Raw genomic sequence first — 14192 nt, 5'->3', positions numbered from 1 at the left:
TTTGGAGAGGGAGGTGAACGATGGGACACGAGCAGGGTGCTTGTGAGGGACAATATGGATACGCGGCACTTCCGTACGCTTTTCATTTCCGATGTGCATCTCGGCTCCAAGGCCGCGAAAGTTGACTTCCTGCTCGACTTTCTCAAGCATCACGACGCGGATACCATCTTTCTTGTCGGCGATATCATCGACGGCTGGCGGCTGAAGCGTAGCTGGTACTGGCCGCAGGACTGCAACGACGTTGTCCAGAAGCTGCTGCGAAAGGCGCGCAAGGGCACGCGGGTCATCTATATCCCGGGCAATCACGACGAATTCCTTCGCGACTTTCCGGGCACCCATTTCGGCGGCATCGAGGTCGCTGAGCGGATGATGCACGAAGCGGCCGACGGCAAGAAATACCTCGTGCTGCATGGCGACGAGTTCGACGTCGTCGTGCGCAACGCGCGCCTGCTCGCCTATCTCGGCGACTGGGCCTACGACATGGCGATCATGATCAATGTAGGCCTAGCAGCCATCCGCCGCCGGATGGGCATGCCCTATTGGTCGTTTTCCGCATGGGCCAAGCTGCAGGTCAAACACGCAGTCAACTTCATCGGCGAATTCCAGCGTGTCGTCGCTGAAGAAGCCCGCAAGCACGGTGCCGATGGCGTGATCTGTGGCCATATCCACCACGCGGTGATGGAGGACATGGACGGCATCCGTTACATCAATACCGGCGATTGGGTCGAAAGCTGCACGGCGATTGCCGAAAATCAGGACGGCACGTTTGAATTGATCGAGTGGCGTGCAACGAGTGGCATGCAGCCGATCCCGATGGCGATCGGCCATCGTGAAAAGGAAGTCGCGCAGCAGGCCGCCTAAGCGCGGCCTTTCGCTCCCCAATTCAATGCGTCAATTTTGCCCGTTGTGTCTTTGCGACAGGCCCTATTTATTTTTTGAAACGTTTCAGATGGGCAATTTCTTGCCATAGTCGCCTCTAGGTTGATGTGTTAGGCAACGTTCAGTTTCCTGCAGGTCCACCGATGATTCCCGCTCAAAATCCTCCGGCAAGTGAGGAGGCACCACCGCGCTTTCGGCTGCTCAGTGCCTTGTCGTACTGTGCGCCGTTGCTCGTCAATGGCGTGGCCTTGCCGTTCTTCCCGATGTGGCTTGCGCTGCACCAGTTCAACGACCATGAGATCGGCGTCATTCTCGCCGTGCCGATGGTCGTGCGAGTCCTCGTCGCCCCTATTGTCGCGATGTATGCCGACCGGATGAAGGAACGGGCGGATGTGTTGCTGTTTTCTGGCTGCCTATCGCTGCTAACGGCGATTGCGCTCTACTGGACCAGCACGTTCTGGCCGGTGCTGATCGTCTACACGATCCAGGGAGCAACCTTTGCCTGTTACGTCCCGGTCGTCGAGTCGATTGTGATCTCAGGTGTCCGGCGTTGGGGCCTGGACTACGGTTCGATGCGGGTATGGGGTTCGGTGGCGTTCATCGTCTCCACCCTGATCGGTGGGCAACTGATCGGGCGCTGGGGCGGCGAGATGGTGTTGCCGGTCATGACATTTGGCTTCGTGACAACGGTGGTGATGGCGATCTACTGCCCACGAATCGGCCCGACGCGCAGGCGTGGCACACCGGTCGATATCTCGGCGGCGACCGGGAGTTCGCTACGACAGCCTCATCTGCTCGCTTTGCTGATCGGCGTCGCAATCCAACAGTCGAGCCACGCGGTCCTGCAGGCGTTCGCGTCCCTCTACTGGCGCGATCTCGGCTTCTCCGGCACACAGATTGCCGTCCTTTGGAGTGCCGGCGTCGCGGCCGAAGTGTCGGTGTTTTTTCTGTCTCGTCGGCTGAGTCGCCGATTTAGCGCCTGGACGCTCATTCGCTTCGGTGCGGCGGTCAGCGTGTGTCGCTGGATCCTGTTCCCGATGCATTGGGGTTTCTGGGGCTTCTTTCTGCTCCAGTGCATGCATTCCTGCACGTATGCCTTCGTGCATACGGGTGTACAGAGACGGATCGTCGCCTCGGTGCAGGAGACCCAAGAGTCGTCGGCACAGGGCGCCTATTTCTTCTACAACGGCATGTTCATGGGACTAATGACGATTGCTTCCGGCTACATCTACGCATGGCTCGGCCTCGCAAGCTACTACGTCATGGCGCTGGTTGCCCTAACCGGGCTGGGCCTCGTAATCGCGGCCTATTATCTTCAGCCCCAAAGCGTTGTTTCCGGCGGCCAAACGAGGGAAGCTGCGTAACGCAGCCCGGGTTCGCGGTCGCGAGCAAGGAGTAGCGGCCCGTCCAGGTCGACGAACTCGGCATCCTGCCCCAACAATACGGCAGGCGCCATTGCCAGGGACGTGCCGACCATGCAGCCAACCATGATCTTGAAATCAAGGCGTTGCGCCTCTTTCTTCATCGCAAGCGCCTCGGTGAGGCCGCCAGTCTTGTCGAGCTTGATGTTGATCACGTCGTAGCGGTCGCGAAGGCTCGCGAGGTCGCCGGTATGATGTACGCTCTCGTCGGCACAGACGAGCAGCGGACGACGGATCTCGGCCAAGAGTTCGTCCCTGCCTGCCGGCAGTGGCTGTTCGACCAAGGCGACACCCACCTCGGCAGCGATGCGAAGATGGTGCTCCAGCGTTTCCTCCGGCCAGCCTTCGTTGGCATCAAGGATGATTGCCGCATCAGGGGCAGCGTCGCGAACCGCGCGGATGCGGCTTTCGTCGTCGCCGGTGCCGACCTTAACCTTCAGCAGGGCCCGACCGGCGTTCGCACGCGCCTGGGCTGCCATGACATCAGGTTCGCCGAGCGAGATCGTAAAGGCCGTCGTCAACGGTTGCGGCCTAGCCAGTCCCAGGCTGTTGCTGACAGCGTTGCCCGAGTTCTTGGCTTCGAGGTCCCAGAGGGCGCAATCCACCGCATTGCGTGCGGCTCCGGGCGGCATTGCACGCTGCAGTTCCTGGCGCGTCAGGCCGCCCTCGATCAGCGGTCCCGCAGCCTCGATCTGTGCGGCAACGCTTTCCATCGTCTCGCCATAGCGGCGATAGGGAACGCATTCGCCCCGGCCGACCATGCCGCGTTCCCGGATTGTGCAGAGGATCACATCCGCCGACGTTTTGGCGCCGCGCGAGATCGTAAATATGCGGGCAAGGGGGAAGGATTCCGTCCGAATTTCAAGTGACCGTGGCATATTTGCAATCCTGCGCGCATGGAAATTTGGTGTGGCTTGGGTATATTGATCCGAAGCGGCGAACCGGTAGTTCGCGAGTCGGCAATGTCGCCGTAAGCCTTGAAAGACACAAGCGTTTTGAAGTCCGAAACCCGCAACGCCGCCTCACTGCATGTGGACGACCAGACCCATGGCTCGGGACAGCTCGTTCATATCGAGGGGAATTGGCGAAGTGCCAACCTGCATCTCATTCTGCGCGACTTCGAGAAACTCACAGCCGGCCGCACCGGCGAGGTGACCCTCGACCTTTCCGGCGTGACGGATATCGACACGGCGGGGGTCTGGTTGCTCTGCCGGCTGAAGAAGCAGGTAGAAGGCGCCGGTAGCACCGTACGCTTCGAAGGCAGCAACGCGCATATCGACGAAATGATCGAAGAGTTCTCCGCGGAGCCGCCGCAGCCCGAGCAGGAGCCGCAGCGACGCCCAAGCTGGACGGAGCGGATCTTCGCGCCGATCGGCAAGATTACCTTTGATATCTGGGATAACCTCGCGGCTGCGATGTATATCCTCGGCTCCGCTGTCCGCGGCGCGCAGATGAAATTCGGGCGCGGCAGCGGCGTATCGCCGGCGTCGATCGTTAATCAGATCGACCACATGGGCGTGCGTGCGGTGCCGATCATCTTGCTGATGTCGTTCCTGATCGGCGCGATCATCGCGCAGCAGGGCGCTTTTCAGCTGCGCTATTTCGGTGCCGAGGTCTTCGTCGTCGACCTCGTCGGCATCCTGCAGCTTCGCGAAATCGGGGTGCTTCTGACAGCTATCATGATCGCGGGCCGCTCCGGCAGCGCCATCACCGCCGAAATCGGCTCGATGAAGATGCGCGAGGAAGTGGATGCGCTGAAGGTGATGGGGCTCAATCCTGTTGGAGTGCTCATCTTCCCGCGTCTGGTTGCGCTCACGGTGGCACTGCCGCTGCTGACTGTCATTGCGAATTTCGCGTCGCTCTTTGGCGCTGCGGTCGTGGCGTGGGGCTATTCGGGCATTACCTTCGCGAATTTCATCGCGCGCCTGCATGAGGCGATCACGCTGTCGACGGTTCTGTCGGGGATGATCAAGGCACCATTCATGGCGCTGGTTATTGGTATCGTTGCGGCGGTCGAGGGCTTAAAGGTAGGCGGTAGTGCTGAGTCGCTTGGCCAGCATGTCACGGCGGCGGTGGTGAAGGCGATCTTCGTCGTTATCCTCATGGACGGGCTTTTTGCCATGTTCTATGCGGCCATCAATTTCTAGGGATCGTACGTGGACGGACAGCAGGCAGAGACCAGAAACGAGGAAGGACGGGATGTCGTGCTCTCGGCGCGCGGCGTGACCGTCGGTTTCGGGTCGAAGGTCGTTCTCGACAATCTGAACCTCGATATCTATCGCGGCGAGATACTGGGTTTTGTCGGTGCGTCGGGGACAGGGAAGTCGGTCTTGATGCGGACGGTGCTTCGGCTGCTGCCGCGTCGTTCCGGCAACATCAAAATCCTTGGTCAGGATTTTGACGAACTGGACGAGCCGCAGCGCAATGCACTCGACATGCGTCTCGGCGTGCTCTTTCAGCAAGGAGCCTTGTTCTCCTCGCTGACGGTGAGGGAAAACATCCAGGTGCCGATGCGCGAGTATCTGGATCTTCCGCAATCGCTGATGGACGAACTGGCTCAACTCAAGATCCGGCTGGTCGGGCTCGCGGCGGATGCTGCCGACAAATACCCGTCGGAGCTTTCGGGCGGTATGATCAAGCGTGCGGCGCTGGCGCGCGCCTTGGCGCTCGACCCGGAACTGGTGTTCCTCGACGAGCCGACTTCGGGCCTCGATCCGATCGGTGCTGCGGAGTTCGATGAGCTCATTGCAAGGCTCAGAGACACTCTCGGACTGACCGTCTACATGGTCACCCACGACCTCGACAGCCTCTTTTCGGTTTGCGACCGCATTGCTGTGCTTGGCAAGAAGCGGGTAATGGTCGAGGGAACGATCGACGACATGCTGGCCTTCGACGATCCGTGGGTTCAGGCTTATTTCAAGGGCAAGAGGGCGCGTTCGATCGTGCCGCAGAGTGGCCACGCCGGCGGGGACAGCCTGGCGCAAGATAGCCGCGGGAAGTGAGCGGATACGATGGAAACAAAAGCGAACTACACGATTGTCGGCTTTTTCACGGTGCTTGTCATCGCGGCGGCGTTCGGCTTCGTCTACTGGATGGCCGAATACGGGCGTGGCGGGCCTATGGCCGAACTGATCGTCCGGATCCCTGGCTCCGCGAACGGCTTGAGCGTCGGCTCGCCGGTGCGGTTCAACGGCATTCAGGTCGGTTCGGTCAAGTCGCTGTCGATCGATGCGGACGATCCGAGCTTCTCGCTGGCGTTCACCGAAGTCCGGGTCGATGCGCCGATCTATCCTTCGACGAAGGCGATCCTTGAAATCCAGGGTCTGACGGGTGCTGCCTATATCGAACTGTCGGGGGGCAAGATCGGCGAAAAGAACATCCTCCAACAGTCGATCGACACCGGGAAGCGAGCAGTTATCGTCGCGGACCAGTCGAGTGTGACCAACCTTCTGGCGACGGCAGATAAGATTCTCGACCGCGCGAACGATGCCATCGGGCAGGTTCAGGGGTTTGTGAAGGATGCGCGTGGGCCGCTGACCAAGACATTGCAGAATGCCGAGACGTTCTCCGACGCGTTGGCCAAGAACTCCGGCAACATCGACTCGTTCCTGCAAAGTGTCGGACAGCTGTCCGACACGGTTCGCAAGGTCTCAGGTCGTGTCGACTCGACGCTGGAGGCGGTCGAGTCGCTGGTGAAGGCCGTCGATGCGAAGAAGATCGATACCATTCTCAGCAATGCCGATAAGGTCAGCCGCGACGTCGCCGATGCTTCAGGCAACTTCAAGGGAGCGATCGAGAAGTTTCAGGAAACGGCGACGACCTACAATGACCTCGGCAAGAAGGCGCAGGCGACACTCGATCGGGTGGATACTCTGGTAGCGCAGATCGATCCGGCGAAGGTCAAGGGATCCGTAGACGACATCTCGCAGGCAACCAAGGATGCGCGCACCGCTGTCGCATCGATCAAGGACGTCGCGAACACCGTTTCGGCCCGGCAGAAGGACATTGATCAGACGATCCAGAACGTTTCGCAGATGGCGAACAAGCTGAACTCGGCTTCGACTCGCGTCGACGGTATTCTGATCAAGCTGGATGCGCTGCTCGGAACGGACAATACGCAGTCGCTGTTTGCGCAGGCGCGTGACACGCTCACCTCGTTCAAGAAGGTCGCCGACAACCTCAACTCGCGAATCGGTCCGATTGCGGACAATCTGCAGAAGTTTTCCAGCGGTGGGCTGCGCGATATGCAGTCGCTCATCAACGACACGCGCTCAACCGTACAGAATCTTAGCAATGCGATCAGCGATTTCGACCGCAATCCGCAGCGGCTGATTTTCGGCGGGGATACGGTAAAGCAATATGACGGCCGGACGCGGCGTTAACAGGGATATTAGGGGAGCGCATATGGCCGTATCGGATGTGTTGCAGCGTCGTTCGTGGATATCGACAACCGCGATCGCGCTGCCGCTCTTGGCGGGCCTTGCGGGCTGCGGGACGGCTGCAAAGAACGACACCTACGATCTGTCAGCGTCGGTGACCGGCAGTGGACCGGCGGCAAAGGGCCGGCAGATCCTGGTGCAGCAACCGACCGCGCTGAAGGCGATCGACAGCGAACAGATCGTCATTCGGGTGGCTCCTTCGCAAATACAGTACCTTTCCAAGGCGCAATGGGGCGACAAGCTGCCACGCATCGTTCAGGCGAAGCTGGTCGAGGCCTATGAGAACTCCGGCAAGCTCGGCGGCGTCGGCGTCCCCGGCCAGGGGCTCGCGATCGATTATCAGCTCGTGACGGATATCCGCTCTTTCGAGATCGACACGACCGCGGGCAGCCGTGCGGTGGTTGAGATTTCAGCCAAGATCCTGAATGACCGCAATGGTTCCGTGAGGACTCAGAAAGTGTTCAGACAGGAGGTGCCTGCCGGCGGATCGAACGATGGTCTTGTGAAGGGCCTCGATCGCGCGTTCGCAAGTGTATCTGCTGAGATCGTCAACTGGACGCTGCAGTCAATTTGATCGTCCATGCCGGGGTAGGCGGGAAGGTGCCGCAGGTCCCTACCGACTGGCGCCGGAATGACCGGTGGAAACCGCATCCGAGACTTCAATGAAATGCGACTGCAAACAATGCCCTCGAAACGAAAATGACCGCCTTTTGGCGGCCATTTCTTTTTTGCCTAGGGCCTCTTAGCCCAATCGTCCTGCGGCATGAGCAAGCATCGTGTAGACCTTGCCCGTATCCGAGGTCAGATAGGACTGGGTGATCGTCTTGTCGCGATCGCCGCGGGAAACATCGGCAAGCAGCTTCTCGAAATCGGCGATGTAACGATCGACAGCGGTGCGGAACTCCGGCTCTCGATCGTACTTGCGCTTGATCTCGTCGAAGGTCTGCTGGCCCTTCAGCGTGTAGAGGCGGCGCGTAAATACGTCCCGCTCGCCGCGCTGATAGCGACGCCACAGATCGACCGACGCGTCGTGATCGATCGCACGGGCGATATCGACGGAAAGCGAGTTCAGGGACTCGACGACATGGCGTGGGTTGCGGCTGTCGGCTGTGCGGGCCGGTGCTGCTGCGGTAGCCTCAGCGCGGGGGGCCGGTTGCCGGGCCGGAGCTTCCTCGGCGGCCTCTTCGCGCGATGCCCCACGCAGGAGGTCGCTGATCCAGCCACCGGTTGCCGGCGAGGCCGGAGCCGGGGCCGCAACGGGTGTGCGCTGCGGCGTCGCGGCCGCAGGCGTCGGCGGCGTCAGCGAACCGCGCAGGCCGAAGCTTTCGATCGGCGAGGGGGTCACTGCCGGTGCCTGGGTCGGCGCTGCGGGCGGTGCAGGCTGCGGCGCCTGCTGGGTAACGGCTGGCTGGGCCGGACGCGGCGCCGGCTGAGGCTGAGTAACAGCCCGCGGCGCCGGCTCGGAAATTTCCAGTTGCTGCGTTGAACGGCCAACGATGTGCGAGATATCCTGCAGCGCTTTGATCTGCTCGGCGACGGCGCGCCGCATGGCAGCGGCGCTTTCCTTTGCCTCTTCCGGAAGGTCGAATGCGCCCCGCTTCAGTTCACTGCGGGTCATGTCGAGTTCCTTGCGGATGTCGCCAGCGGAGCGGCGGATCTCCTCGGTCGCGCCAGAGAATCGGGATACCGCCTCCTCGACTGCCTCGCGAAGCGACTCGCGCATGGTCTGGGCAGCGCCGTCGGATGCACGACCTGCCTCGCCGAGCATACGCTCGACTTCCGACAGAGACGCTGTCAGGCCACCGCGCAACCGGTTGGAGAGCTCGCCGGAGCGACGCTCGGCGTTGCCGAATGCACCGTCGATTGTCGCGTTGGCGTCTTCTCCGGCCTTGACGAGCGCGGCGCGCATGGTTGCTGCTGCTTCCTCCGCACGCTTTTCGGTTTCGGAGAGAACGCGGCCGATGTCGGAGAAAGAGGACTGCACGCTCTCGCGCAGCGTACCGCTGACCTGGTTCGAGCGCTGCTCGGCGCGGTCGAAGGCGGATTCGACCATACCGCCCAGCGAACGCATGGTCTTCTCGATTTCCTCCGAGCGCTGGACGAGACCAACGGAGAGGTTTTGCAGTGCCGTCTCGCGATCCTCGAGCGTCGAAACGAGGTTCGATTGGGCCGCTGCGAGCAGACCGGATGCCTGGCCGAGCACCTTCGAATGCTCATCGAACCGACCGATGATGCCACCGACCTGGGCAAGCGTCTGACCTGAAATATCGGACAGGCGATCGACCTTGCCTTCGAGCAGGCGGGTCGAGGCGGAAACCATCTCGGCGGCCTTCGATGCGGATTCGGTGAAACGCGACGTCGTATCGCCGAGGCGGCCATCCACTGCCGCTAGATTTTCGGCTGCACTGCTCATCATCTGACCCATGGCGGAGCTGTTGTCCGACAGGCGCTCGATCAGCTTGTTGACGTTGGCAAGGAGGCTGTTCTCCATTGCGTCGACGGCCGAGGAAGCGCTCTCGGTGCGTGCGGCGATCGCATTGATCAGAGCCTCGTTCTCGCTGCGTAGGCGCTCAGTGCTGCGCTCGGTCGCCGCAGTGATGCGTGCCGCGGCTTCCTTGCCCGCGTCGGCATAACGATCGATCAGCGGTCGTGCCGTCTCGTCGAGAATGCGCGCCAGTTCCGTAGAGCGGCCGGAAAGCATCGAGTTGAGTTCGCGGGTCCGGTCATCGAGTGTCGTACGGATGGCGCTGCCGCGCGCCTCGAGTGCCTTTTCGACATCGCTCAGTGTCGAGTCGATTTCGCGCGTACGGTCCTCGAGGCTTGAACGGATTGCATTGCCGCGCGCTTCCAGAGCGCGTTCGACCTCTGCCATGGTAGAGGTGATTTCCTGGCTTGCATCGGAAATCGTCGTGCGGATGCCCGCGCCGTGGTTTTCGAAGGTCGCCTGGGCGTCGCCGAGTGCGCGGGAAATGGCGCCAACCTGGCCGCTGACCAGGGTCTCCGCTTCCGCAACCTTGTTGATGATCGCGTTGCCTGCTTCCGAGAAGGTCTGAGCGACGGCCGCTGCCTGGCCGGCCAAACGGTTCTGGGCTTCAGAGACCCGGCCGACGATCCGTTCGGAACGCTCTTCGATTGCGCGGCTGAACTCGTTGCTCTTGGCCTCGAGGCCCTCCGCAAACTGCTGGCCGGTACGGCCGAGGCTTTCGGCAGCACGGGCGGCTTCGTCGTCCATGCCCTGTGTCGTCTCGGCGACGGCGCTGCGCAGCGAAGCGGCGAGGCCGGCAGCCTTGCCTTCGATGGTGCGATTGACTGCATCGAGCCCGACCGTCAGAGCCCGGTCCATGGTCGACAGGCGCTCGTCAATGCGGGCACTGCCACGCTCCATCGCCTCGTCGATGCTCGCCGTGCGGGTGTCGATGCTGGAGGTCAGATTGGCCGTGCGGCCATCAATCGTCTCCGCGAACTTTACGGCGCTGTCGTCGAGTGCTGCCGCAATGCGGCCCGTTGCCTCTTCGCCAAGGGCGCCAATACGCGAAATGCCGTCGGCCAATGTGTCGGAGAGGCGGCCGCCAGCGGCGTCGACCTGCTCGGCTACGCCGCCGACGCCGTCACGAATGCGGTTTTCGAGGGCGGCAAGGCCGGCCTCGACACGCGACCCGGTTTCAGCAAAGCGACCGGTCATGCCTTCGATCGACTGGTCGAGCTGCGAGGAGAAGGTTTCTGCCGAGCGCGATATCTCGCCTGCAGCCTCCTGGAAGCGACCGGCAATATGGCCGGTGCTGTCGCGCAGGCGATCTTCCAGGGCCCGGCCACTGTTGTCGATCGTCTGGCGAAGCGAGACCTCATGGTCTTCCAACGACATTTCCAGCATGCCGACACTGGTGGCGATCGATGCTCCGATCGTCGTCGCCTGGTCGGAGAGGGTGTCACTAATACGGTTGTGAGCGTCGGTGAGCGCGAGGTTGATGGACTGTTCGCGATCGGCCAAGGTCGAACGGATGCGTTCGTGAGCCGAGTCCAGACCACTTTCGATGCGCGCGGCTGCATTGCCGGTCAGAGCCTCGAAGCGATCGTGTGCCGCGGCAAGGCCGCCTTCGATGCGGGATGCAGCATCACCGTGCAGTGTCTCCAGTCGCTGATGCGCATTGCTCAGGCTGTATTCGATGCGGGCAGCGGCGTTGCCGGTCAGCGAATCGATGCGGTCTCCACCGCTCGAGAGCGTGCCAGCAAGCGTCGATGCGTGATCGTTCAGCGAACGCTCGAGGCGTTCCTGGTTCTCGGTGTAGGCGCTGCGAATTGCATCCGACTTGTCGACGAAAGCGCCGGCAACGCGGGATTCGGCGCCGGCCACCGTGTCGAGCAAGGCATTGGTGCGCGCTTCCAGCGCGTCGTCAAACCGGCTCTGGCTTTCGCCGAAGGAGATAGCGAGCGCCATCGCTTTCTCGTCGAGCGTATCCGAAAGGCGGTCCTGGACCGTCGCAATCGAGTTGGCAATGGTATCGACGCGCCGGGAAAGCGCGTCTTCAATGCGGCTATGGCCCTCGTTCAACGATGCGGCGAGTGCCATGACGCGGTCGTCGAGCGCCTCGGTGATCCGGTCATGTCCGCCGGCAAGTGAGTTGCTGATCGTTTCGGCGTGGTGGCCGAGCGTATCTTCAAGACGGCTCTGGCTTTCGTTCAGGGAAATGGCAAGCGCCATTGCCCGGTCGTCGAGAGCCTCTGTGAGCTTCTCGTGGCCGCCGACGATCTGCTTCGCGATCGTCTCGGTATGGTGGCCGAGGGTGTCGGCAAGCCGCGTCTGGCCTTCATTGAGGGAGATGGCCAAGGCCATCGTTTTGTCGTCCAGCACTTCGCTAAGCTTTTCGTGGCTGCCGGCCAGCTGGCTTGCGACGGCATCGACATGAAGGCCAAGCGTATCGGCCAGGCGGGACTGCCCTTCGTTGAGGGAAATGGCGAGTGCCATTGCCTTGTCATCAAGAGTATCAGCAAGCTTTTCGTGGCCGCTGGCGATCGAAGCGGCAATCGCTTCGGCACGCTTGGCGATCGTATCCTCAAAGCGGTTCTGGCTTTCATCCAGCGAGATAGCGAGCGTCATGGCCTTGTCGTCGAGCGTGTCGGCAAGGCGCTCGTGGCTGCCTGAGACGGCGCTGATGATTGCATCGGAGCGGCTTGCAAGCGTACTCTCGAAACGGTCCTGGGTGTCTGCGAGGGCAGCACTCAGCGCACCGCCGCGATCGGCCATCACTCCGTCGATCCGCTCATGCGCGGAGTCAAGCGCCTGGGTGATATCGGCTGCGCGCCTGGAGATCATCGTGTTCAGTTCGTCGGCACGGCCAAAGGCCGAGGTAATCTGCTCGGTTCCCGCGGAGACGGCAGAGCTCAGATCGGAAGTCGTGGACAGCAACGTGTCGCGGAATTCCGTCGCGCGCGCGGCGAGATTGTTGTGGAGTTCCGACGTGCCCGATGCGAGCGCCAGGGAGATTTCGGAGGTGGCGTGGCTCAGCGCCGACGTCATACCCGTCGTATGCGTATGAATGGCCTCAGTGACTTCGGAAACCTTGCCCGCCAGCGAGCTTTCCATGACTTCCTGGCTGGTGGCGAGGGCCGTGGCCAGTGCGAAGGACTGGTCGGTGAGCGACGCGCCAAGGCGCTCGATGCTCGAGCTCAGGATGCCGTTCAGCGAGTCCGAACCGCCGGTCATCGTGTCGTTGATGCGGTTGAGGCTCTCCATGAGCTTGGTGTCGAGCGAGCCGGCGCGCTTGTCGAAGGCATTGGTGAATTCCGCGACGCGCTCATCGAACGAGGTAGAGAGCTGCGCGACGGTTGCCTGCAGCCTTTCGTCGAAGAAGCCGGAGCGGAGATCGAGATCCATGATGGTGTCGTCGACGCTCGACTGCAGGCTCTGGCGGAAGCTCGAGCCCTTCTCGTCGAGCGCGCTGTTGAGCTTGGAGAGGACGTCATCCAGCGTGGTGCTGATGGTGCGTTCGCCACCGGTCAGGCTCTCGTTGATCTCGCGGGTGCGGGCGATCAGGATCTCGTTCAGCTGACGGGCTCGGTCGTTCAGCGCAGCGTTGAGCTTCTCGGCGTTGCTGTCCATCGTCGACGCACGCGTCTCGAACTGCCGAAGGATCTGATCTCCGTGCTCGCTCAGACTCGACGTGAGGGAATCCAGGCGTGTGTCGAATTCGTTGGTTAGTGCAAATCCTGAGGACGTCAGCGTTTGCAGCAGCGAATCTGTCTTTGCCGCAAGAAGCGTGCCCAGCGACTGGATCGCCGACTCCGACTTCTCGGTGATGGCCGCGGCGCGCGTATCGATCATCGAGGCGAAGGCTTCACCCGAGGTTGCCAGGCGTACGGCGATCTCTTCCGTGGCAAGCGACAGGTCTTCCTTGAGCTGGTCGTGTACGCCGGCAATCGACGTGCGGATACGCTCGGCGTGATTGACGATCGCTTCGCGCTCAGAGCCGAGCTCGTGCACGAGACCACGCACGCGCAATTCATTGTCGGCGTAGCTGCGCTCGAGTGCATTGACCTCGGAATGGACGAGGGTTTCCAGTTCCGAAGCGCGTGCGATGGTCCGCTCAATGCCTTCATTCATCGCCGAGACTTCACGGCGAACTGCCTGGCCAACGGTCATGATGCGTTCGGAAGCAACGGTCTCAGGCTCGGAGAGGCGAAGTGCCACTTCGGCCATGGAACGCGCCGCGTTTCGCATGTCGTGGGCACGCGCCATCATGACCGCGAAGGCGTAGAACAGCAGCACCGGCACGACGATGCCGATGAAGCCGGCGATGACGCCCGGCAGTGCCAAAAGATCGGCGATGGAGCGGATCTGCCAGATCTGCGGCGAATAGAGCAGGGCCATGAGGCCAAGGCCGGCGACAATCCAGAGAAGCGACACGATGGTTGCGTTGCGGATGGCCGAGCGGCTGGAACCGTTCTCCAGGGATTTCAGGAGCGAAGCCGGCGACATGCGGGTGGCGTCGTTGGCGGCGAAGGACGGGGCGCGCGACGGCTGCTCGGGCTGGCGAGGCGTGTTGGCGGCGCGGGCGCGCTTGGCGTCGGTCTGGCTCTGTTGATTGCGGACACTTGGTGTTTCTGACAATTTGGCCTCCGAGGCGTCGGTCTTGCCGTTCAGCGTATCGTCTTCTCCGAAGTCGATCTGGAGCGCTTCGTCCAATGCCTTGAACGCCTTGTCCTCGATCGACTCGTTGTACTTGTTGTTCGCCATTTAAGTTACGCCTCGTTACATCCCAGCCGGTTCAACAACGCATCCGGACTTCCCGCCGAGCCCGAACAAAACCTTGCCTCTGAGCCCGTCCGTCCAAGTCGCCGAGGACGGATAAGCATATCATTTCAGAGTGGATAGCTGCTTTTTCATACAGACGGTATCAAAACATTACCATTATCCACTTGGCGAGCAAAGGCAGGTGCCAGAGAGCTCGCCCAGTAG

At 61.7% G+C, this 14192-nt stretch carries 8 protein-coding genes; 6 read left to right on the top strand and 2 right to left on the bottom strand.

Features of this window, described 5'->3' with window-relative positions; all coding sequences use genetic code 11:
• Positions 1-54 precede the first annotated feature (54 nt).
• Together ACSQ9D_RS08515 and ACSQ9D_RS08510 are read left to right on the top strand one after the other, a co-directional pair.
• Positions 55-861 carry a UDP-2,3-diacylglucosamine diphosphatase gene (locus ACSQ9D_RS08515; protein ID WP_436281862.1) on the top strand — a complete coding sequence of 269 codons (807 nt, stop codon included), beginning with the start codon at positions 55-57 and terminating at the stop codon, positions 859-861.
• Between the two features lie 161 nt (positions 862-1022).
• The gene (locus ACSQ9D_RS08510; protein ID WP_436281861.1) at positions 1023-2243 is read left to right on the top strand and encodes an MFS transporter; all 1221 of its coding nucleotides are present in this window, start codon (positions 1023-1025) and stop codon (positions 2241-2243) included.
• Here ACSQ9D_RS08510 and dgcA read toward each other — a convergent pair.
• A complete protein-coding gene (gene dgcA / locus ACSQ9D_RS08505; protein ID WP_436281860.1) occupies positions 2195-3178 on the bottom strand; it encodes an N-acetyl-D-Glu racemase DgcA in 984 nt (327 codons plus the stop codon). The two genes, ACSQ9D_RS08510 and dgcA, sit on opposite strands and share 49 nt — an antisense overlap.
• 99 nt (positions 3179-3277) lie before the next feature.
• Between dgcA and ACSQ9D_RS08500 the strand changes: the two genes are divergently transcribed.
• Genes ACSQ9D_RS08500 through ACSQ9D_RS08485 form a run of 4 tightly spaced genes read left to right on the top strand, consistent with a single transcriptional unit; the run spans position 3278 to position 7313 of the window.
• Complete coding sequence (locus ACSQ9D_RS08500; protein ID WP_436281859.1) at positions 3278-4447, top strand: MlaE family lipid ABC transporter permease subunit; 1170 nt, start codon at positions 3278-3280, stop codon at positions 4445-4447.
• A gap of 9 nt (positions 4448-4456) precedes the next feature.
• Entirely contained in the window at positions 4457-5302 is an 846-nt protein-coding gene (locus tag ACSQ9D_RS08495; protein ID WP_436281858.1) for an ABC transporter ATP-binding protein, read from the top strand.
• Between the two features lie 9 nt (positions 5303-5311).
• Positions 5312-6682 carry an MlaD family protein gene (locus tag ACSQ9D_RS08490; RefSeq protein WP_037119266.1) on the top strand — a complete coding sequence of 457 codons (1371 nt, stop codon included), beginning with the start codon at positions 5312-5314 and terminating at the stop codon, positions 6680-6682.
• Positions 6683-6704: 22 nt separating this feature from the next.
• Positions 6705-7313, top strand: coding sequence for an ABC-type transport auxiliary lipoprotein family protein (locus tag ACSQ9D_RS08485; protein WP_037119265.1), 609 nt, complete (start codon positions 6705-6707; stop codon positions 7311-7313).
• A gap of 168 nt (positions 7314-7481) precedes the next feature.
• Here ACSQ9D_RS08485 and ACSQ9D_RS08480 read toward each other — a convergent pair whose 3' ends face one another.
• Positions 7482-13970 (bottom strand): hypothetical protein, encoded by a 6489-nt coding sequence (locus ACSQ9D_RS08480; RefSeq protein ID WP_436281857.1) that lies wholly within the window; start codon positions 13968-13970, stop codon positions 7482-7484.
• Positions 13971-14192: the final 222 nt, after the last annotated feature.

Source organism: Rhizobium sp. LjRoot258 (assembly GCF_964254185.1).
In the GTDB taxonomy this organism is placed as follows: Bacteria; Pseudomonadota; Alphaproteobacteria; order Rhizobiales; family Rhizobiaceae; genus Rhizobium.
The sequence above is the reverse complement of the archived record's forward strand: the minus strand, read 5'-3'. Positions and strand labels throughout refer to the sequence as shown.